The sequence below is a fragment of the Psychromonas sp. KJ10-5 genome, assembly GCF_055808325.1.
Window position 1 is genome coordinate 398584 of record NZ_CM147864.1, and the last position, 22436, is coordinate 421019.

Here is a 22436-nt window from a genome sequence, read left to right on the forward strand (position 1 = left end):
GTAATAGACAGTGTAATAGCTTAAGGGTTCATGATCACTATTTGATTACATTATAGGGAGTTCGGTAGTAAATTTTAACTGTTGCATAGCAAAGCTAGTATTCACATCGGTTAATCCGTCTACATCATTTACCAATTGCTGGTAAAAGTGATCATAACTACGCATATCTTTAACAATCACTTTGAGTAAGTAATCATATTCACCAGCCATTCTATAAAACTCTAAAACTTGCGCAAATCCTTTTACCTGCTGTACACAGTTTCGCAGCCAGACTTCCGAATGTTGTTGTGTTTTAATTTGTACAAAGGCGACCAGTTCTAGGCCTACCTTTTCAGGGGCAACTAATGCAACGCGCTTTTGGATAACACCTTCACTTTCTAAGCGTTTAATTCTGTTCCAGCATGGTGTACTGGTTAGGTCCAATTGCTCTGATAATTGCTGTAATGATAATGAAGCATCTTGCTGTAGTAAGGTAATTATCTTTTTATCCGTAGCGTCTAAGCTCATATTGCCTCTTCAATTTTTCTATAGAGTAAGTTGGTCTAAAGGTTGAGTATTATTTTCTGTATATTTAACTTTAGCAGAAAAATATTTTTCATTGTGGCTTATTAAAAGATTTTTAGGACGTTAATTCTGTTTAAGCAAAGGTAAACTAGCTTTATTATTTGAACAGGATAAATATTATGAATCATCAACGTCAATGGGTAAGTGCGGCCATCGCCAAAATTCAAGCTGACTTCCAACGTAGTGCTGATACGCATTTAATTAAAGTCGATTTACCACAATTAAAGGGCATTGATATTTACCTTAAAGACGAGAGCACACACCCAACGGGAAGTTTAAAGCATCGTTTAGCTCGCTCTTTATTTTTATATGCATTATGTAATGGCAATATCAAAGAAGATACGGTGATAGTGGAGGCATCATCTGGCAGTACTGCTATTTCTGAAGCGTATTTTTCTCGTTTGTTAGGATTACGTTTTATTGCTGTGATGGCTAAATCAACCAGCATACAAAAAATAGCAGAGATAGAGCGGTATGGTGGTGAGTGTTTCTTAGTGGATTCAACCAATTTAATTTATGCAGAATCAGAAAGATTAGCAAAAGAGTTAAATGGGTATTATATGGATCAGTTTACTAATGCTGAACGCGCAACGGATTGGCGCGGTAACAACAATATTGCCGATTCAATTTTTAAACAAATGCAACATGAGCCACATCCTGTGCCAAAACATATTGTAATGAGTGCAGGAACCGGTGGTACCAGTGCAACTATTGGGCGTTATATTCGTTATCATCAATTAACGACTGAATTAACCGTTGTTGATCCTGAAAATTCGGTTTTCTATGATTATTACTCAACCGGAAATAAACAGTTAATTAATTGTAAAGGGAGTTTAATAGAAGGGATTGGCCGACCTCGTGTTGAGCCTTCATTCATCGCCTCTGTTATTGATAATATGTTGTGTGTTGATAATAAACAGTCTATTGCTGCAATGTTATGGACTGCGTCATTATTAGGACGAAAAGTGGGGGCAAGTACAGGCACCAATATGTTCGGAGTATTAAAACTGGCGCAGAAAATGATTGAGCAAGGGCAAACAGGTTCAATTGTTACTCTGATGTGCGACCGTGGTGAGCGTTACACGAATAGCTATTATGATAAACAGTGGGTTGCTTCTAATATAGGTGATATTAGTTTGCAGCAAGATAGTATTACAAACTACCTTGATAAAATAACCAATGAATAGGCTAGATGTTTTGTGGTTATTTTATAGTTTCTCTGTCTTCATTGTTACCCACTTTAAATCTAAGACTTTAAAAGGGTAAATAAGCGATAGGGGCATTTATACTTATACTCTGACTTCTCTGTGCGATACTATTATTTTTTAAAGATTAAATAATTTACCTTATCTATGTTTTATCATCATTTTCATTAATGCTCATAAAACAGGAATAAAAGAGAGGAGTTTGTGCCAATTAATTCTATTTCCCTTCGATCTTCTAATGATGATTTATCATCAACGAAACAAGTTGAACAAACGCAAATTAAAGTAGCGACTTTTAACCTGTTTAATTACCTTGCTCCACCAGATGCATTTTACGATTTTGATCGTATCTATTCAGCTGAGCAGTGGCAAAAAAAGGAAAATTGGATTGCTTCTTATTTGCAAAAACATCAACCTGATATTATCGGATTTCAAGAGGTCTTTAGTATTGAAGCACTTGAGATATTGGTAAAAAAACAAGGTTATGAATATTTTGCTGTAGTAGATAAGCCAACAGTGATTGATGATTTTATTTATCGTGATCCTGTTGTTGCATTAGTCAGTAAATTCCCCATTGTTTCTGTTTCATCTGTCGCAGTTGATACTGAGCTGGCAATGCAGTTAGGGTTAACTGCTGAATTTGATTTTAGTCGGCAAGTGGTGAGAGCGACGGTTGAATTGCCGCACCTCGGTCTGTGTGATTGTTATGTGGTTCACTTTAAATCAAAGCGTGCTGCATGGCAGGCTGAGCCAGATCCCCTTACTTCACTGGAAGGTAAAGTGATTGAACAGTTCAAAGCTCAAGTCGCTGGTGGATGGGCTTCTTCTATTCAACGAGGCAGTGAAGCCACTTTATTGATGATGCATATGGTTGCAAGGCGGGCTAAAACGGGTAATGCCATGATCTTGATGGGGGATTTTAATAATCCATTACAAGATGGAATTTTAGCGCATTTAAGCACACCTAATTTGCTATTTAATAATGATCAGCAGCAACAGCAATTAATGCAGTTTTATACATTACGTGATGCCTGGGATCTTTATGAAAGCAATCAAACATTGATCTCAGAGCAGCCTTTAAAGCGGGCTGCAACGCATTACTTTGGTCAAAGTAGCTCGGTACTCGATTATATTCTATTATCCAGCGAATTTGATACAAAGGCACAATCTAACTTCTTTGAAGTGAGTGATTATGTAAATACAGATAAGCACTTGATTAATCCAAGCTTTGAAATCGATGGGGAAAGTACTGACCATGCTGTGGTTAGTATTTGTTTGACGCTCAGACAATAAGATCACTTATACTAAATAAGTGATCTAAATTTTGTATAGGAAAAGTGACTCAGTTTAAGGCAGAATTTTAGCCTTTCGAAGATTAACTTTGTTAATAATGACCGGAGAATGAACGATAAATGTTTATTCTTTAATCGTTGTTTTATCTACGAAAATTACAACGAAGAACTAAGTTATTTTAATCAGTAAAATAGATCAGTTAATTAGTATGATTGGCGATAAAATCAATTGCACAATATAAGAAGGTAATACAAAAAATGAATGAGGTTTTTGCCTTTAGTTTGGTGGCGTTATTGTTAGTGGTCTCTCCAGGACCTAATGGCGTTTTAATTTTAAAAACAATTGCCAATCAACCTAAGTCAGCGGCAATGATCAATTTAATGGGTATTGCTTGTGCTACTTTTATGCATGGTGGATTATCGATTTTTGGTTTGTCTGCCTTAGTGATGCAATCAGCTGAATTGTTTATGTTGATCAAATTATTAGGTGCCGCTTATCTGTTTTATATCGGCTTTAAAGCTTTGTATGGTTCTTTTAAAAAAGCTAAACAAAGACCTCCACAAGACGGCGCATTTAATACGACTGCACCGGATGTGCGCAATAGTGGTTTTATCAGCTGCTTAAATGAAGGCTTTTTTACGCAGTTATTAAACCCTAAAGTGTCAATGTTCTATTTAGCAGCGTTTCCACAATTTATTCATTTTGACCAACAAGATATTACAGCTGCTTTTTTACTAGTGGGAATTCATGCCTCATTAATTATATGTTGGTTCAGTTTATTAATTGTGCTGGTGGATAAGATCAAAGGGTTGCGGCAAAGTAAAGGTTCTTGGTTAAACCTTTGGACTGAGCGACTATCTGGTGCTGTTATGATTTACTTTAGTTTTTTGATTGTTACTCAAAAGTAAGTTCAGTCTATAAATTTATAGCCAACGCCATAGACTGAAGCTATTGGGTTACAGCCCATTTTGACAGCATTAATTTTTTTACGGATATTTTTTATATGTGTATCAATATTTCGGTCAGATACTTCCAATGCATCACCTTGATAGATATGCTGAATAATATCTTCTCGAGTAAAAACTCTGCCAATATGGGTTATAAATAAGAGAAATATTTTAAATTCTACGGCAGTAAAATCGATGTTTCTTTGCTCTAATAAAGCTACATAGCCGTCGACGTTCAATTGAAAACCTGCATGATTAATTGTATTCAAATGAGGTTGACTCGTTCTTCGTAATACGGCTTTAATTCTGGCCATGACTTCCTTAGGGCTGAAAGGTTTAACAATATAATCGTCAGCGCCACTTTCTAAGCCTATTAATCTATCTTGCTCTTGTTGTTTTGCGGTCACCATAATAATAGGTAAATTAGAGAAATCTCTGATCTGTTTGCATAAACTCAGTCCATCTACTTCTGGTAACATCAGATCCAATAAAACCAAATCGACTGTATTGAGCTTGATAAATTCAAGCACTTTCGCTCCGTTATCGAGGTGTTGGGTGTGATAACCCTGCTGCTGGCTATAAGCAATTAGCACTTCTGCGATATTTTCTTCATCCTCAACAATTAAAATCGTTTTTGTTTTCATATAAATTAACCTGTTTGTGGAAGTGTTAATGTCACTTGTAAGCCACCTAAAGGTGAGTCTTGTAATGAAATACTACCTTTATGTGTTTCTGTTATTTGTTGGCAGAGTGTAAGACCAAGTCCTGCACCTCCATATTCGCGACTTCGTGATTTTTCAACACGATAAAATCGGTCAAATAATTTCGTTTGGTCCTGTTTATTAACGCCAGGTGCAGAGTCTGAAAAGGTTAGTTCGATATGTTGTTTAACTTGCTTTAGGCTAATTTGAACCTGACCACCTTGATTCGTATAACGGCAAGTGTTTTCTAATAAGTTAATAAATAGTTGTTGAAGACGTTCTTGATCTCCATACACTTGATAGTTGACCGAATTATCTAAATGTAACGGAGCAATATTAAGTTGGCACTGTGTAAACCGCGCACTATAACTCTCTAAGGTGCGCTGCAAGAGTGCAGCTATATTGAGTGTTTTAAATTGATAACTTAAGCTGGCCGTATCACTGTGTGCGAGTTGTGACAGATCATCGACGATCAAATTTAAATTATTGACTTGGTCTATCAATAAACTAATACGTTTATTATCGGCCACAAATACACCATCTTGCACTGCGATTAAATGGGACCGTAATACGGTTAATGGTGTTCTTAATTCATGTGACGTATCAGACATCCACTGAAAACGCATTTGTTGGTTTTCTTGCAGTGTACTGGCTAGCTCATTAAAGTTGTTAGATAAAGTGCCCAATTCATCTTGAGAAAGGGGAGTTATCCTATTAGTAAAATTGCCCTTATTGAGTTCATTGGTGGCAATAACAATTTGCTGAATGGGTTTAATCAAGTGTTTAGAAAGCACAATTGCCATGATAAAAGCCAGCACAATCACTAATAATGTAATGATTATATAGTTATGCAGTTGGGCATTTAAAAAAGCCTTTGCAGGACTGTTTGCTGCAAGTTTAGAAGGAACTAAGCCAATCCATCCGATGATAGTATTGTTCAGTAAAATAGGTTCAATTAATGGATTTTCATTGATCTCATTACGACCTACTACCACTTGTCTATGCTGATTATATAAACTGATCCGCCGCCCTGTTTTTAGTAAATCACCTGGTAGTTCAATCCATAATAAAGTGGGAGGTGGGTTGTCTAGAGTTGCTCTATCTTCGTTATTTTGTTGTTTAGGGTCAACAATAGAGCGCCATAATTGATTGTTATAGGCAATTGTCTCCCAACTATTTGCTTTGGCATAAAACTGAGTGAGGTGGAGTTTTACTTTGGAGAGGTGTTTCTGTTCTTGTTTTTCAACAAAGTGATTAAATTCAGTGGTGAAATTAAGATAAATGAATACAAACATCGCCCCGACTAAGGTGATGTTTGTAATAAAGAAGGCAAGAAAAAATTTATGTATTAATTTCACGGGCTCTCTAGCTTTAATAGACACAAGTTACTCTACTTGATAGCAAACAGTATTGCATATTGATGATCTCCAAACAATTTGCGAGTTGTTCACGTTTTGATGCGCGAGATGGTTGCTTAAAAGCTAGCTGTTGCACTTTTTCCTGCTTTTATTAGCTTATATTGGGGTTTCACAAAGCTAACGTGTACTGTGGCTAGGGTTTTAGAGAAAGACACTGAAATATTATTGACCGTTTTAAAGGTATGTTTTGCTTGCAACAGAATTTCAATTTCACCTTTCTTTTGTGCCACTATATTTGCTGTTTGTAAGCTTGTTGCCAGGTTGTTTATTTGCAAATTAGTGGACTGCAGTAGAGCGTTTTCTATAAAGGAGTTTTGCTCTTTAGCAGTTAAATTATCAGGCATGACCTCCTGTAAATCACCCATTAACCAAGCGAGGTCATTTTGCATGGCAATCAATAAATGATCTTCTTGGGTTATGATTTTGATGGATACTTGCCCATCACGTAAGATAACTTGTGCGGTACTTTCTTTTAATGTGTGTGCGCTTATTGGGTTGCTAAAACAGGTTACCAATAACAAAAATATGTACAGTGTGGATTTAATTTGATGAATCATTTTAATGTATCTTATTTAGGTGAATCAGACGACGATAACTAGTCGTCTGATTCATTCCTTTATTGATGGTTAACTTTCTGTTCATTAGGTTGAGCGTCCCTACAAAAAGTGCCGTGTTCTATTTGACCACCATTACTAATGGTTTTTTGTTCGAAATCATAACACTGTTCACCTTGTTCGCTTGCTCGATATGTTGTGAAGTAGCTTTCGCCTTGGTAGGTATAACGCATGCTGCGGCTTCCATCTTCCGCTGTTGTGTATTGTAGGTCATCAACACCGTCTGCAGGTGGTTTAAGATTGGCTCTTATTCCTTGTGTATCACCACTTAACGGCGCAACTCTTGGCAATTGACTAGTGTCTACGTCACCGACTAAACATTGGATGATATAGGGTGGTTTAGTAGAGGTGTGGTAGCGGTAACCAAATTCTGGATCTGCTTGGCCATTACACACATCTAAAGTCCCTTCAGTAATAGTGCTGCCATCAGGATTTTCGTTACCATATAAAGGATAGCCATCATAACCCCAACCAATAATGGCATCGCTGCCTTGGTTTTTCATGGTGTCTATCATGCATGTAGGTGAAACATGGTAATGGTAATCATCTCCTCTTCCTGAGTGGCCACCACAAATATCTAATTGCCCAAGTGTCAATGTATCGTGCGCAGGATCATATTCTTCAACTGATAACTCGCCTTGAGATGAATAGTCGTAAATCGGTACGCCGTTAACAGCAACACCAACGGCCGCATCAATGGTGGTTATCTCAGTTGCTTTTTGGGGGTGTAATTTTATTGGTGCGGCATAACCTAAAGCGGGAACAGGTACTTGCTCATTAGTACCGGTAATACCTGTCATCATTTGATGGTCTGGATAGGTTGATGAAGCTACATAAGCATATTCTTGATCACAGGTGACTTGAACACTTTTTGCAAACCCTGCTTGGTTAATTGAGTTCTCTATAATTTGGCATCTTTGAGTGTGATTTGCCTGTGGTGCCGGTTGAGCATTTTTCACTGGTGGTTTAGGTGCGTGCTTTTGATCTGTTTCATTACGTTGATAGGTAACGGTCATTTCAGCTGATGCTAGCGTTATCTCTTTAATCGCATCCAATAAATTTGCTCTCTCAACCTGTGTATTATCGCTGATTTTTACTTGTTCAGATAACGCATAAACAGTAAACGTATAGGCTTTTTCTCCGGGGCCTTTTGAACAGGGTGGTGCATATTCAGTTTTTTGGTTAACACTGTTGGTACCTTGCTGACCTTGCTCTTTACTTAAGGAGAAATCACTGTCTAAATGGGTGATATCCGTCGCTAGGTTATACAAAGTTAAGTACCAATGAACACCTTCAGGCGCATTGTGGTGCATGATAACAGCGTAAGCTTGAGTACCTTCAGGCGCGCCTTGCCAACTGATTGGTGGGTTTATGCTATCACCATCGCAGGTGTAGATTTTAGGAAGGGCACCACCATCTTGCATTACCGAGCTACTGATGGTGAAGTTTGATTGTTGCGTTGATGCATCATTGCAGGCACTAAGCAATATGCTGCAAAGTAAAGTCACTGCGCCTATCCAAATTTTATTCATAAATTAAGATCCGATTAATGTCAAAAATAGAAGAGTAAGTAGTCCTAATATTAAGACTAATATTAGTAGTATAACGAGGAAATGTAGGGCAAATATGTAGTGACTAAAAAATGGATAAAAAAAAGCCAGAACACAAGTTCTGGCTAACATCTAATGGTGGTGACTATATAACAGTATTCAATTAAGCGTTGTGCTTACGAATAACGGTTAACATCTCTTTCAATAATTTCGGGTTAGCTGCAACAACATCACCAGATTTGAAGTAATCATTACCACCGTTAAAATCAGTCATCATTGCACCTGATTCTTTTAATAGTAATTCGCCTGCTGCGATATCCCAAGGTTTTAGACCGAATTCCCAGAAACCGTCCATACGACCAGCTGCTACATAAGCTAGGTCAAGTGCAGCACTACCACCACGACGCATATCAGCAACATCATTAAAGAAGTCTTGGAAGATGTTTAAGTAAGTTTCAAGGTGATATTTTTGCTTAAACGGGAAACCAGTCGCTAATAATGTACCAGCTAGCTTAGGCACTGAACTTGTACGAGTACGGTAACCATTGATTTGAGCGCTTTGACCACGAACTGCAGAGAATAATTCATTGCGGATAGGATCGAATACGATACCGATTTCAGTACGACCCTTGATTTTTAATGCAATTGATACAGCAAAGTGAGGTATGCCGCGAATGAAGTTTGTTGTCCCATCTAGTGGGTCGATAATCCATTGGTGATCTGTATCTTTACCATTATCGATACCTGACTCTTCAGCAACAAAGCTGTGGTCTGGGTAAGATTTACGTAACGTACCAATAATTGCTAATTCAGCTTCTTTATCTACGCTGCTCACATAGTCATTAAGGGATTTTTCTTCCACTTCAACTGACTCTAAATTTTCATAACCTTTAACAATTACTTTACCCGCATTACGCGCAGCACGAATCGCAATATTTAACATTGGATGCATTGGATCACCATTAGATTTTAAAAGAACGTGAAGGGAAATTCCTTCGGCGGCGAATTATACACAGGTCACACTATTGTGCAATATTTTAATTGTTCAAAATATAGTCTAATTAGTGATTAATAAATCCAAAATGGCTGTCTGTAGTGTTTTGTTGTTAATTGAATAGTGCTAAACTTTGCGCTCAAAAAATCACTGAAATATGAAGGAAAAACAATGCTAGACAATGTGCGTATTATATTAATTGGCACCTCTCATCCAGGTAACATTGGTAGTGCTGCTAGAGCAATGAAAACGATGGGTTTGACTGACTTGGTATTGATTGATCCTGAATGTGAAGTAGATGGTAAATCAGTAGCGCTTTCTGCTGGCGCAAGTGATGTACTTAAAAATCATAAAGTATATAAAACACTCGATGAAGGTATTGCTGATTGTGGCCTAGTGGTTGGAGCGAGTGCTCGGCCTAGAACCCTTAACTGGCCTATGCTAGATCCAAGAGAAATGGGTGAAAAAGCAGCTTCAGAAGGTAAAAAACATAAAGTAGCATTAGTATTTGGTCGTGAAAACAGTGGTTTAACTAATGATGAACTGCAAAAGTGTCATTTCCATGTGTTTATTCCTGCAAATCCAGACTACAGTTCATTGAACCTTGCAATGGCAGTACAAACATTAAGCTATGAAGTGCGTATGGCTTATCTTGCCTCTGAGTCTTTTCCTGAAGTCGTTGAAGAGTACCCAAGAGCTGCTGAATTTGAAGGTATGTTAGAACATCTACAAAAAACCTTATTCCAAATTGGTTTCATTGTGCCTGCTCATCCTGGGTTAGTGATGGACAAACTTCGTCGTTTATTCAATCGAGCAAGACCTGAAATCAATGAATTAAAAATGCTGCGAGGTATTTTTAGTAGCATGCAAAAGTCGGTAGAAAGTCTTGAAGAAAACCCAAGAAATAACAAAAACGACAGTAAAAAATAAAACCAACTAAAGTGTAGGGTTTCTTACTTGACTAAAATTGTCGGGTATTTATACTGAGAGTATTAGATCACTAATGCAAATTACATTAGCTTTATAAACTCTTATTATAGCGAATTCTATTATGAAATTAACTTCAAAAGGCCGTTATGCGGTCACTGCAATGTTAGACGTTGCAATAAAAGAGCATACAGGACCTGTACCACTTGCTGAAATTTCAGAGCGCCAAGGAATATCGCTTTCATATTTAGAGCAGCTTTTCTCTAAACTAAGACAAAAACAACTAGTTAGTAGTGTCAGGGGCCCTGGTGGCGGATACAAACTAGGTAAAAGTAAGTCTGAGATATCTGTATCAATGATTATCGATGCTGTTAACGAAAGTGTTGATGTTCGTAAATGTGCTGGAAAAGGTGGTTGCCAAGAAGACGGTGTTGAGTGCTTAACTCATTCTTTATGGGAACAGTTAAGTACACGCATTAGTTCTTTTTTAGATGGTATTACATTGGAAGAGTTGATGGCTAGCGAACACGTACAGAATGTATCCGAACAACAAAAGAATAAGTTTATTAATAGCGAACTGCTGAATATTATTTCTAAGTAACAGCAGTGGAGAAGAAATGAAATTACCAATTTACCTTGATTATGCAGCAACAACGCCTGTTGACCCTCGTGTTGTTGAAATAATGGTTAAATACTTATCAATGGATGGCGACTTTGGTAATCCAGCCTCTCGATCACATCGCTTTGGTTGGCAGGCTGAAGAAGCGGTTGATATTGCTCGTGAACAGATTGCCGAGTTAATTAATGCTGACTCTCGTGAAATTGTCTTTACTTCTGGCGCAACAGAGTCAGACAACTTAGCGATTAAAGGTGCTGCACATTTTTATCAAAATAAAGGTAAGCACATTATTACTGCTAAAACGGAACATAAAGCTGTTTTAGATACTTGCCGCCAATTAGAGCATGAAGGGTTTGAAGTCACCTATTTAGCTCCTCAACAAGACGGTATTATTAGCCCTGCACAATTACAAGCCGCTCTGCGTGAAGATACGATCTTAGTGAGCTTAATGCATGTGAATAATGAAATAGGTGTTATTCAAGACATTGCTGCATTTGGCGAGTTATGTCGAGCTAATGAAACTATTTTACATGTTGATGCTGCGCAAAGTGCGGGTAAAGTGGAGATTGATGTACAGAGTATGAAGGTTGATTTAATCTCTTTCTCTGCGCATAAAGCGTATGGACCAAAAGGTATTGGTGCGCTTTACGTTAGTCGTAAACCGCGTATTCGTTTAGAGTCTCAAATGCATGGTGGTGGTCACGAACGTGGTATGCGTAGTGGGACATTACCCACTCATCAAATTGTGGCGATGGGAGAGGCTTTCCGTATTGCTAAACAAGAGATGGACAGTGAAAACCAACGCATCCTTGCGTTACGTGAGCGCTTGTTAGATGGCGTGAAGGATATGCAAGAAATCTATATTAATGGCTCCTTAGAAAACCGTGTTGCAGGTAATCTCAACATCAGTTTTAATTATGTTGAAGGTGAATCGTTAGTGATGGCATTAAAAGATTTAGCGGTTTCATCGGGTAGCGCTTGTACCTCTGCAAGTCTCGAGTCTTCTTATGTCTTGCGTGCTATTGGACGTGAAGATGAATTAGCACATAGTTCTATTCGCTTTAGTATTGGTCGTTTTACTACAGAAGAAGAGATCGATTACGCGATTAACATTATTCGTCAAAATATCAGCCGTTTACGTGAAATGTCTCCTGTATGGAATATGTTTAAAGAGGGTGTTGCTGCCCATTAGGTGACCTAACTTCTGGATAAGTAAAGCGATGCGTTAAAGGCATCGCTATCCATAGAATGTTCAATTGCTGAGTTATTATTAAGTGGGTAACTCAGCACTTCCTCTCCTTCTTACCTATTAATATCCAGCTATATTCATTCATGCTTCTTACTGCATAAAACGTTGAATACAAAACTTAAGCAATCGATATATTATTTTTTAGTATAATTTTCTTTGCTAAAAAACTAACGACACAGTTAATATAAGAGCAATCCACTTTCAATCTAGGAATATTATGAGCCAGTCATTTTTAGTCACTCTATCGGATCAAAAAGCCAACCCAATTTGGGGAGAGAATGCTTTATTATCTTTTGATCAACAACAAGCTACCATTCATATTAATTATCAGAATGATGTTTTATCACAGGTGCAAAGTGCCGCACGTAAATTAGATGGAATGTCATTACCTAGTATTCAATTAGTGGGTGAGCAATGGAACTCTGATCTATGTTGGGCGTTTAGCCAAGGGTTTTATAACGCTAAAAGTGGTGCAAAAGTATTATTTCCTGAGCTTGATGAGGAAGCAATTAGCGCATTAAAGAGTAAAAAGCGCATTAGTGAATGGGTGAGAGAAACCATTAACTTAGGCCCTGATGCACTTGCTCCTAAAACATTGAGTGAAAAAGCTACTGCATTATTAACTGAGGTTTGTGCTGACAGTCGCCAATTAACACAATATGAAATTGCAGGTGAAGCGTTAATTGAGCATGGTTTTGTTGGTATTTATACGGTAGGTAAAGGCAGTGTAAATGAACCTTGTATGTTACAGATTGATTATAATCCAACGGGTGATGCAGATGCGCAAATTGACTTTGCTTTAGTAGGTAAAGGCATTACCTTCGATTCAGGCGGCTATAGCTTAAAGCCAAGTGCATCAATGGCAGCGATGAAAAGTGACATGGGCGGAGCTGCTACAGTGACAGGTGCGTTAGCACTGGCAATTGCTAACGGCTTACAAAAACGCGTTAAGTTATACTTATGTTGTGCAGAGAACATGATCAGCGATAAAGCCTTTAAATTAGGAGATGTAATCACTTATAAAAACGGTGTGACTGTGGAAGTGTTAAATACAGATGCAGAAGGGCGTTTAGTTTTAGCTGATGGTTTAATTGCTGCGCAAGAAGATGGTGCTAAAAAGATCATTGATGCAGCTACATTAACCGGTGCAGCTAAGGTTGCAGTTGGTCGTGATTACAACTGTGTATTAAGTATGGATGATGAATTTACTGAATCTGCATTAAATTCTGCAAAAGAGACAAATGAAAAACTATGGCGTCTACCATTAGAGTCTTTCCATCTTCAACAGATTGGATCATCATTTGCTGATATTGCTAATATTCATAGTGGTGGAGAAAGCATGGCTGGTGCATCAACAGCGGCTGCATTCCTTGCTAAATTTGTTATACACCCAGAGCAAGATTGGTTACACTTTGATTTGTCGGGTAGCTATCAGTTATCTGGTAATGGTTTATGGGCAACAGGCGGTAAAGGACACGGTATACAAACGATCTGTGATTTATTACTAAAATAATTGATGAAGCATTTATTAAATGCTTCTGTTGATGGCCTTAACTGCCCTGGTCTTTAACATATATGCGTCTATGTCATTGACAGTTAAACCAATATTAAGCCACTTAATATTGGTTTTTTTATGTCTAAAGAGGAATGCTTAAATAGTTACAAGGCCTCTATTCTGTTAATACTTTTAAGCTTGTAGTCAGAATTCCTAAAAGCAGGATCAAAGATTAAAAATGAAAACAGTTGAACTTATGGTAAAACGTGAAATTTATATTTAAATAACGTAGAATCTCGCGCTAAGTAGGCATTATATGCCCAGTTTACACTTGTATAGGTAGAGAAAATAGCAATGGTTATTAGAACATTAATTATTATATCTGGTTTTGCGTTATTAAGTGGTTGCTCAACCATTTCTATTGGTCCTATTCCTGCTGGCCCTGATAGTTATATTATTAGTAAAGAGATCTCTACTTTTTCAAATGAAGAAGATGAATTGTTATCTTCAATTCTTTCACAGGCCAATGAATATTGTGTTGATCAACAGCGCTATATGGAAGTGAAACACTTAAATGAGTATTCAGGTTGGTTCGGTAATGATACAAAAACTACCTTGATGTTTTCTTGTTTAAGCGAAAAAGAAAAAAACTATGAACAGTTAGCTCCGGTAGTGATTGCTGCTCCAACACCCGCAGTGAAGCCTGCTCCCGTTGAGACTGCTCCTGTGGTAGAAGAGCCTAGTTTTCCACCTAAAAACAAGCTAACTAATTACGCTTTTTAAGCGACAAACTAAGCTGATTAAAACGTATCAAAAAATAGAATTAATCAGCTTTTATAACCTTAATACCTGTGTAACTCCCTTAGATAAAATGCTTGAAAAGCGCTTAATGATTTGTGGTTGTGCGACCCTTTCATTAAACCAACAATAACCATACTTAAATTAAGATGACCGCTCTGTTAGTGAATAACCTTGATTTGTTTAAAGTGCTTATTTGTTGGTTAATTATGCTATTATCAGTGTCTATTTTATCTTCTAAAATATCATTACTGGACTAGAGTGTTTTATTCATGATCCCAAATTTAAACCACCAAGAAAATATTAAACAAGATACTTTTTCGTTTATCAAAGCGTTATCTGAAAGTGATTACTCAGGTGAGATAGCAAAAAGTTATGCTAGTCGTTTAGCAGCAGCAACGGACAACAGTGTTTATCAGTGTCTTCCTCAAGCCGTCATCTTTCCTAAATCGACACAGGATATTGTGGCTATTTGCCAACTTGCGCAATCAGCTGAATTTGAAGATATTCGATTTTCTCCACGTGGTGGTGGTACTGGTACTAATGGTCAGTCATTAACGAATGATATTGTTTTAGATTTATCTAAATACATGAATAATGTACTAGAGATAAACGCAGAAGAAGGTTGGGTTCGTGTTCAAACTGGTGTGGTTAAAGACCAATTAAATGAATATTTAAAACCGCATGGTTTATTCTTTTCTCCGGATTTGTCAACCAGTAACCGCGCGACAATCGGCGGTATGATTAGTAATGATGCATCGGGTCAAGGTTCACTGATTTATGGTAAAACCAGCGATCACGTTTTAGCGCTTACTTCGGTATTGATTGACGGTAGTGTATTAGAAAGTAAACCATTAACTGCACTCGACTTAATTGATCAAGTGGAGCGTCAAGATTCGATTGGTGCTATTTATCGTCAGGTTATTGATACTTGTGAAACACAACTTCAAAACATTGAAGATACTTTTCCAAAACTAAACCGGTTTTTAACCGGTTATGATTTAAAGCATGTTTATGATCATGAAACTGGCACTGTTGATTTAACCCGTATCTTATGTGGTGCTGAAGGTTCTTTAGCTTTTATTACCGAAGCTACATTGCACGTGCAGCCTATTCCAACCTACCGTACTTTATTTAATATTAAATATGACAGTTTCCAATCTGCACTGCAAAACGCCCCTTTTTTAGTAAAAGCCAATGCTTTATCAGTTGAAACCGTTGACTCTAAGGTACTGAATTTAGCGAAGCAAGATATCGTTTGGCACAGTGTAAAAGACTTAATTAGTGATGTACCAGGACAAGTACTCGATGGCATCAATATTGTTGAATTTGCAGAAGCCGATGAAACGATTCAACAACAAAAGATTGATGCATTGATTGTGATGCTAGATGGATTGATTGAAAATAAACAAGCTGGGGTGATTGGTTATCAAATTTGTAGTGACCTTGCTGATATTAACCGTATCTATGGAATGCGTAAAAAAGCCGTTGGTTTATTAGGTAAAGCAGATAGCCGTGCAAAACCAATTGCTTTTGCTGAAGATACCTGTGTACCACCAGAGAACTTAGCTGAATATATTATCGAGTTCCGTCAGTTACTCGATGATAAAGGTCTTCATTACGGCATGTTTGGTCATGTTGATGCCGGTGTACTACATGTGCGTCCAGCCTTGGATTTATGCGACCCAGAGCAAGAGAAGTTGATGCGTGAAATCTCTGATAAAGTGGTGGCATTAACAGCGAAATACAAAGGCTTGATGTGGGGGGAGCATGGTAAAGGTTTCCGCAGTGAATATGGACCGGACTTCTTTGGTAATGAGCTGTTTACAGAATTAAGAAAAATTAAAACAGTCTTTGATCCTCATAATCGAGTTAATCCAGGAAAAATCTGTACACCGATTGATTCCACGGAATCATTAGTGAGCGTTGATGCAGCTAAACGCGGTACCTTTGATCGTCAAATTCCAATTCAAGTACGTGAAAGTTATGCGCAAGCCTTAGACTGTAACGGTAATGGGTTGTGTTTTAATTATGATACAAAATCTCCAATGTGTCCGTCGGTAAAAGTAACACGAGATCGTGTACATTCGCCAAAAGGACGCGCTGGTTTAATGCGAGAATGGTTACGTCAGTTAGCTAATAATGATATTGATATTCTACAATTAGAAAGCGACCTCTATGCAGGTAAAAATGCTAGCATCTTTACGAAATTTAAAAACACATTAGCGAAACGTGGCGGTGAATATGACTTCTCTCATGAAGTAATGGAAGCAATGCAAGGGTGCTTAGCGTGTAAAGCTTGTAGTAGTCAATGTCCTATTCAAGTAGATGTGCCTACCTTTAGGTCGCGTTTTATACACTTGTATCACGATCGCTACTTACGTCCGGTAAAAGATTACTTTGTTGCTTATGTAGAGCAATACGCTCCTCTAATGGGCAAAATGCCACGCTTCTTTAACTTTTTTACCGGTTTAAAAGTGACCTCTGCTTTGACTGAAAAAGTGGTTGGTATGGTTGATATTCCTCAACTGTCTTCGCCTACGTTAAAAACCGCATTGCAAGATAATGATATTGTCGAGTTTGATTTAGGTAAACTGCAAGCATTAAGTAAAGAGGAACGCGAACAATACGTTCTAGTTGTACAAGACCCATTTACTACTTTTTATGATGCTGACGTAGTAAGAGATCTGTTTTTAACCATTAAGAAGTTAGGCTTTAAACCTGTGTTGTTACCTTTTAAGCCGAATGGTAAACCACAGCACATTAAAGGCTTCTTAACTAAGTTCGCTAAAACTGCTGAAGATTCTGCAGCATTTTTAAATCAAATGGCTGCGTTAGATATTGCTATGGTCGGCACAGATCCTGCGATGGTGCTTTGTTACCGTGACGAATACAAGCAAGCCTTAGGTGAAAAGCGTGGTGAGTTTAATGTTCAGTTATTCCAAGAATGGTTGAAACCTCGTTTATCGGGAGAAGCAAAAACGTCGCAGAATAGTCATTTCTATTTACTGGGACATTGTACTGAAAAAACAGCAGAACCAACGTCGGGTAATGATTGGGCTACTATTTTTAGTCATTTCGGTGGGACATTATCAAATGTTGCCGTGGGCTGTTGTGGTATGGCTGGGACCTATGGACATGATGCGGGTAAATTAGCAGACTCTAAAGCTATTTACAGTTTAAGTTGGGAAGCTGAAATCGCTAAGCATGATAGAGCACAATGTTTGGCAACAGGCTACTCTTGTCGTAGCCAAGTTAAACGTATTGAAGGCGAAACGTTAAAACACCCTGTACAGGCGTTATTAACTTTATTGTAATCCTAGAAGGTTAATCAATAAGATGGAAAAAACGGCAGATATTTGGAAAAAAAATACCGATTTATGCCGTTTAAACGCGCTTAGCGACAATACTATCATCGCTTTATTGGGCATTGAATATACGGCAATTGGTGACAATTTTTTGCAGGCAAGTATGCCTGTTGATAGTCGTACTCATCAACCTCATGGTCTATTACATGGTGGGGCATCGGTTGTGCTTGCTGAAACCATTGGTAGTGTTGCTGCTAATTTGGTGGTTGGAGATGATAAGGTTTGTGTTGGCTTAGAAGTCAATGCAAATCACATTCGCAGCGTTAAAAAAGGAGTGGTAACAGGCACCGCAACAGCGGTTCATATTGGTTACAGCACTCAAGTTTGGCAGATAGAAATTTGCAATGAACGCCAACAGTTAGTGTGTACATCACGATTGACTGTAGCGGTGATTGATAAACCAAAACAATAACACCTTCACTGTTGAAGGTTATTTAAAAAGAGAAATTATGATTAAAGTAGGTACTTATAACGAGCTTAAAATCGTTAAAGAAGTAGATTTTGGGTTGTACTTAGATGGTGGCTATGATTATGGCGAAATCCTATTGCCAAAACGCTACATCACAGACGAGATGCGTATTGGACAGAGCGTGTCTGTATTTTTGTATTACGATTCAGAAGATCGTTTAATCGCAACGACGCAACATGCAAAAGCAGTGGCTGGTGAGTTTGCTTCGTTAAAAGTAGTAGATACTAACCGTGCTGGTGCATTTTTAGATTGGGGATTACCTAAAGATCTACTTGTGCCATTTAACCAACAAAAAGTGGCGATGAAAACTGGCTTTGGTTATGTGGTTTATGTTTACCAAGATGATATCAGTGAGCGTTTACTTGCTTCATCGAAACTAGATCGCTTTCTGGATAAAGTACCAGCGACTTACAAAGCAGGTGATAAAGTTGACTTACTGATTGCAGAACGAACTGATATCGGTTTTAAAGCGATTATTAATCATAAACACTGGGGTGTTATTTTCGAAAATGATGTCTTCGGAGACTTAGGCATTGGTAAGAAATGTAAAGGTTATATTCGTCGTATTCGTGAAGATGGTAAAATCGATTTAAGTTTAACGCAAACAGGTTATGCAAAAATGGATGGTTTAGCTGATCGTATCCTATTAACCTTAAAGCAACACGATGGTTTCCTGCCTTTATCAGATAAGAGCAGCCCGGAGCAAATCGCTAAAATCTTAAAAATGAGCAAAGGTAACTTCAAAAAAGCAATTGGCCAATTATATAAGCAAGGGCATATTGTGATTGAAGATAAAGGCATTACTGTGACTAACAATACCTAGTAAACTCAGATCCATATTTAATACATCTAATATCAATGATATTCGATGTATTTCGTGGAAATAAAAAAGCGCCAATTCAGCTGTGAATTGGCGCTTTTTTGTTGACGCTTATGACGTCGGTAATTTTAATATAAACAGGTCATTTACAAAAAACTGCTCTGCACTGCTCGCTTCCCACCATGCTTGCCAGGGTTCTCCAAGGTCCTTTTTATTAATCAAATCATTAGTATTTAATGGATCTGAAAAACTCGCCATGGAAACCTGACTGCCACAAATAGTGCGTTTTTTGATCATTTGAGTGGTCAATTTAGCTGGGGAATCTAAGCCCATACTGCCAATCAGCTCAAAGAAACTGGCGAGAGTATTATCGTGAAAATTTTTTACTCGGTCACTTTTTACTTGTACATCAAGTGCCTTAGAACGCGCAGGATCTTGTGTTGCAATACCCGTTGGACATTGATTGGTATTACAATGCCTAGATTGAATGCAACCAATCGCCATCATCATGGTTCTCGCTGCGTTTACCAGATCAGCTCCAGCGGCAATTTTGGTTAATAGATCAAAGCTAGAAGCGGTTTTACCTGAAGCAATAATTTTTATTTTATGGCGTAAACCAACACCATTTAAGGCATTGTTAACAATGCTGATGGCTTCTAAGCACATAAGACCTAAACGGTTTGAAAACTCAACTGGCGCTGCACCTGTTCCACCTTCAGCACCATCGACAGTAATAAAATCGGGAGTGATACCTGTGGCTAACATGGCTTTACAAATACTTAGAAATTCTGCAGGATTACCAACGCATAGTTTAAAGCCAACGGGTTTACCACCACTTAACTCACGTAAACGTTCAACAAACGCCAATAACTCTCTTGGAGTGCTGCACTCTGGGTTAGTTGCAGGAGAGATACAATCTCGATCTTTGGGAATATGTCTTATCTCAGCAATTTCATCGGTAATTTTTGCTTTAGGTAATACACCACCATGCCCAGGTTTGGCACCTTGAGATAGCTTTATTTCAATCATTTTGACGTTTGGTAAGGTGGCTGTTTTTTTAAAACTTTCTGGCTCAAAACGACCATGCTCATCACGACAACCAAATAAACCCGTACCAATTTGCCAAACGAGATCTCCACCATGTTTGAAGTGATATGGGCTAGCGCCACCTTCACCAGTGTTGTGGTAACAGCCTGCTTTCTTTGCTCCTAAGTTCAGTGCTTCGATAGCATTCGCACTTAGTGCTCCAAAACTCATGGCTGATACATTTAAATGGGATGCCGTATAAGGTTGTTTACAGTTACTCTCACCAATCAATACTCTTTGCGTATCTTGGGTCAAATGGACAGGAGCCAAGGAGTGCCACAAGCTTAAATAATTGTTTTCAGCTAGATCTCGTTGTGTGCCAAAGGCAATGGTGTCACGTTGATTTTTAGAACGCTGATAGACAAGTGAGCGTTGCTCTCGATTAAAAGGGGTTTCTTCTGTGTTATTGGCAATGAAGTATTGCTGTATTTCAACTCGATAGGATTCCAGAAAATATCTTAAATAAGCGACCACTGGGTATAGTCGATTTAACGTGTGTGGGCTGTAAAAATAATCGTAAAAGCCAACGATGCTAAAGGTGAAAGATAAAAGTAATAAGAAGAAGGTAAATAGATTAGGAACATAAATTAATAACGCTAATAGAAATATGTTACCAATGGTCGCAATAAACCAAAATGTTTTTTGCATTATTGTCATAGAAAGGCCCTGTTAAAAATTAACTGATCACTAACCAGACAGCTACCAACATCATCATCGAACCAGCAATTCTATTCAATAGTTTTACACTGCTTTGTTGCTGTAATAGATGGCGTAATGTTTTGCCGCCCGTTGCATATAACAACATACAGGTTAACTCAAAGCACAGGATAACTGCAATTAACTGAGTTGCTTGAGGTAACAGATTAGAGTCAGGGTTAATAAAAGGCGGTAATAATGAGATCATAAATGCCCAGCCTTTGGGGTTTGCGATGGCGGTAATAAAACCTTGGCTGATTAACGTGCCGCGTTTGACTTCAGCATTATCTAGAGGAGTAGCTGGGATTGCCATTTTTCCTCGAGAGCGCCACATTTGTATACCGAGATACAGTAGGTAAGCACCACCTGCATATTTAAGTAATAAAAATAGGTTAGGGCGAGCGAGTAATAGTGTTGCTACGCCAATTAATGCAGATAAGGCTACTAATCCAACACCAACGAGTTCTCCAAGCATCATCCAAAGGCTACGGCGAATGCCTATGGTCATGCCCAATGTCATCGCTAATGTCATGCACATGCCAGGCGTGATCGAAACGGCAAAAAAAGTGGGAATAAATAGCAGTAACAGGTTGTTATCCATAGTGGTTCTCATGTTGTTTAGTAGAGATGAATGAAGTTTCATTATAGTGATATATTGATGATAAAATATAGTGTTTATTAAGTTTTATCATTGATTTATATTGCTGTTCTTTTTAAGGTTTAGCAGAACGGTGAGTTAGGTAATAAGTTTTTCTCAAAGTAGAGAGTTCTATCATAAGTTGTGCTTATTTATATATTAAAAGTACTTAATTTATTTAAACTACTTTGGTTTTATTTTAATTGTATTTTTGATGTTAAGTAAACTGCCATTAGCGATTAGGTGTTTCATAGTTGGTGGCGTTTTGTGAATGTTTTGGAGTAAATAGTATGTATGAGTTAATTTCAGAAAATTGGGTTGAGTGGTTTGGTTATGCCGCATCATTAGTGGTGTTGATATCGTTGACAATGAGTTCAATTATAAAATTGCGTTTTATTAACTTTGTAGGTTGTTTGCTATTTGCTGCTTTTGCTTACTTCATCAGCTCTTGGCCGACTATGGTGATGAATCTTGGAATTGCACTGATTAATGTTTATTTCTTATATAAAATTTACTCAACAAAAGAAGAGTTCAAAATTGTTTCTACTTCGATAGATTCTGAGTATTTACGTCATTTCTTAACTAATAATGAAGAAGAAATTACTAAACAATCCTCTTTAGTAGAATTGTACCAAGCAAACCGTGTTTTCTACATGCTGCGTGATGATAATATTGCTGGGTTATTGATTGGTAACCTAGATAAAGAAGGGCGTTTTGAAATATATTTAGATTATGTTGTGCCTAAATATCGTGATTATAAGCTAGGTACTTATTACTTCAAAACACATAAAGAGTTCTTAAAAAATAGAGGTGTACAAGTATTAAAAGCCGTTGCAAACCATTACATGCATCGTCGATATTTAGTAAAAATGGGCTTTGTGCCTAATGCTAATGACGAGTTACACTTTGAAAAACAAATTTAATAGGTTGTGTCATTGATTTATTGATTGTTATACCATCACCTATTTAGATAGATATAAATAGGT

The 22436-nt window shown here is 37.7% G+C and carries 20 protein-coding genes; 12 read left to right on the plus strand and 8 right to left on the minus strand.

Annotated elements, in window-relative coordinates:
* Nucleotides 1–45 precede the first annotated feature (45 nt).
* The gene (locus AC0L3W_RS01960) at nucleotides 46–507 is read right to left on the minus strand and encodes an Lrp/AsnC family transcriptional regulator (RefSeq protein ID WP_409439796.1); all 462 of its coding nucleotides are present in this window, start codon (nucleotides 505–507) and stop codon (nucleotides 46–48) included.
* A 176-nt stretch (nucleotides 508–683) separates the two neighbouring features.
* Between AC0L3W_RS01960 and AC0L3W_RS01965 the strand changes: the two genes are divergently transcribed.
* The 3 genes from AC0L3W_RS01965 to AC0L3W_RS01975 all read left to right on the plus strand — a co-directional run bounded on the left by AC0L3W_RS01965 (nucleotide 684) and on the right by AC0L3W_RS01975 (nucleotide 3970).
* A complete protein-coding gene (locus AC0L3W_RS01965) occupies nucleotides 684–1751 on the plus strand; it encodes a PLP-dependent cysteine synthase family protein (protein WP_409439795.1) in 1068 nt (355 codons plus the stop codon).
* 228 nt (nucleotides 1752–1979) lie between these two features.
* The gene (locus tag AC0L3W_RS01970) at nucleotides 1980–3062 is read left to right on the plus strand and encodes an endonuclease/exonuclease/phosphatase family protein (protein WP_417697226.1); all 1083 of its coding nucleotides are present in this window, start codon (nucleotides 1980–1982) and stop codon (nucleotides 3060–3062) included.
* Between the two features lie 257 nt (nucleotides 3063–3319).
* A complete protein-coding gene (locus AC0L3W_RS01975; protein ID WP_290038688.1) occupies nucleotides 3320–3970 on the plus strand; it encodes a LysE family translocator in 651 nt (216 codons plus the stop codon).
* A gap of 2 nt (nucleotides 3971–3972) precedes the next feature.
* Here AC0L3W_RS01975 and AC0L3W_RS01980 read toward each other — a convergent pair whose 3' ends face one another.
* From AC0L3W_RS01980 to suhB, 5 genes are all read right to left on the minus strand, one after another.
* Nucleotides 3973–4653 carry a response regulator gene (locus AC0L3W_RS01980; RefSeq protein WP_290038687.1) on the minus strand — a complete coding sequence of 227 codons (681 nt, stop codon included), beginning with the start codon at nucleotides 4651–4653 and terminating at the stop codon, nucleotides 3973–3975.
* A gap of 5 nt (nucleotides 4654–4658) precedes the next feature.
* Entirely contained in the window at nucleotides 4659–6068 is a 1410-nt protein-coding gene (locus tag AC0L3W_RS01985) for an ATP-binding protein (protein WP_409439793.1), read from the minus strand.
* A 116-nt stretch (nucleotides 6069–6184) separates the two neighbouring features.
* A complete protein-coding gene (locus AC0L3W_RS01990; RefSeq protein ID WP_409439792.1) occupies nucleotides 6185–6685 on the minus strand; it encodes a hypothetical protein in 501 nt (166 codons plus the stop codon).
* A 59-nt stretch (nucleotides 6686–6744) separates the two neighbouring features.
* Nucleotides 6745–8274 (minus strand): YbhB/YbcL family Raf kinase inhibitor-like protein, encoded by a 1530-nt coding sequence (locus tag AC0L3W_RS01995; RefSeq protein ID WP_290038682.1) that lies wholly within the window; start codon nucleotides 8272–8274, stop codon nucleotides 6745–6747.
* 181 nt (nucleotides 8275–8455) lie between these two features.
* On the minus strand, nucleotides 8456–9244 hold the full coding sequence (gene suhB, locus AC0L3W_RS02000; RefSeq protein WP_290038680.1) for an inositol-1-monophosphatase: 789 nt from the start codon (nucleotides 9242–9244) through the stop codon (nucleotides 8456–8458).
* 213 nt (nucleotides 9245–9457) lie between these two features.
* Here suhB and trmJ point away from each other — a divergent pair, with 213 nt between their 5' ends.
* From trmJ to AC0L3W_RS02040, 8 genes are all read left to right on the plus strand, one after another.
* On the plus strand, nucleotides 9458–10216 hold the full coding sequence (gene trmJ / locus AC0L3W_RS02005) for a tRNA (cytosine(32)/uridine(32)-2'-O)-methyltransferase TrmJ (protein WP_290038678.1): 759 nt from the start codon (nucleotides 9458–9460) through the stop codon (nucleotides 10214–10216).
* 121 nt (nucleotides 10217–10337) lie between these two features.
* Entirely contained in the window at nucleotides 10338–10814 is a 477-nt protein-coding gene (iscR, locus tag AC0L3W_RS02010; RefSeq protein ID WP_290038676.1) for a Fe-S cluster assembly transcriptional regulator IscR, read from the plus strand.
* A gap of 16 nt (nucleotides 10815–10830) precedes the next feature.
* Nucleotides 10831–12024 carry an IscS subfamily cysteine desulfurase gene (locus tag AC0L3W_RS02015; protein WP_290038674.1) on the plus strand — a complete coding sequence of 398 codons (1194 nt, stop codon included), beginning with the start codon at nucleotides 10831–10833 and terminating at the stop codon, nucleotides 12022–12024.
* 274 nt (nucleotides 12025–12298) lie between these two features.
* Nucleotides 12299–13594, plus strand: coding sequence for an aminopeptidase PepB (gene pepB / locus AC0L3W_RS02020; protein WP_290038672.1), 1296 nt, complete (start codon nucleotides 12299–12301; stop codon nucleotides 13592–13594).
* A gap of 336 nt (nucleotides 13595–13930) precedes the next feature.
* The gene (locus AC0L3W_RS02025) at nucleotides 13931–14359 is read left to right on the plus strand and encodes a hypothetical protein (RefSeq protein ID WP_409439791.1); all 429 of its coding nucleotides are present in this window, start codon (nucleotides 13931–13933) and stop codon (nucleotides 14357–14359) included.
* 287 nt (nucleotides 14360–14646) lie between these two features.
* Entirely contained in the window at nucleotides 14647–17691 is a 3045-nt protein-coding gene (ydiJ, locus tag AC0L3W_RS02030) for a D-2-hydroxyglutarate dehydrogenase YdiJ (RefSeq protein ID WP_409439790.1), read from the plus strand.
* A gap of 22 nt (nucleotides 17692–17713) precedes the next feature.
* Nucleotides 17714–18154: a hotdog fold thioesterase gene (locus tag AC0L3W_RS02035; protein WP_290038666.1), complete on the plus strand. Its 441-nt coding sequence runs from the start codon at nucleotides 17714–17716 to the stop codon at nucleotides 18152–18154.
* Nucleotides 18155–18191: 37 nt separating this feature from the next.
* Nucleotides 18192–19034: a CvfB family protein gene (locus AC0L3W_RS02040; RefSeq protein WP_290038663.1), complete on the plus strand. Its 843-nt coding sequence runs from the start codon at nucleotides 18192–18194 to the stop codon at nucleotides 19032–19034.
* Between the two features lie 108 nt (nucleotides 19035–19142).
* Here the strand turns inward: AC0L3W_RS02040 and AC0L3W_RS02045 are convergent, their stop codons facing one another.
* Entirely contained in the window at nucleotides 19143–20774 is a 1632-nt protein-coding gene (locus AC0L3W_RS02045; protein WP_290038661.1) for an FMN-binding glutamate synthase family protein, read from the minus strand.
* 19 nt (nucleotides 20775–20793) lie between these two features.
* Nucleotides 20794–21414 carry a LysE family translocator gene (locus AC0L3W_RS02050; protein ID WP_409439789.1) on the minus strand — a complete coding sequence of 207 codons (621 nt, stop codon included), beginning with the start codon at nucleotides 21412–21414 and terminating at the stop codon, nucleotides 20794–20796.
* A 326-nt stretch (nucleotides 21415–21740) separates the two neighbouring features.
* Between AC0L3W_RS02050 and AC0L3W_RS02055 the strand changes: the two genes are divergently transcribed.
* Nucleotides 21741–22373 (plus strand): GNAT family N-acetyltransferase, encoded by a 633-nt coding sequence (locus AC0L3W_RS02055; RefSeq protein WP_290038657.1) that lies wholly within the window; start codon nucleotides 21741–21743, stop codon nucleotides 22371–22373.
* The last annotated feature ends 63 nt before the right edge of the window (nucleotides 22374–22436 follow it).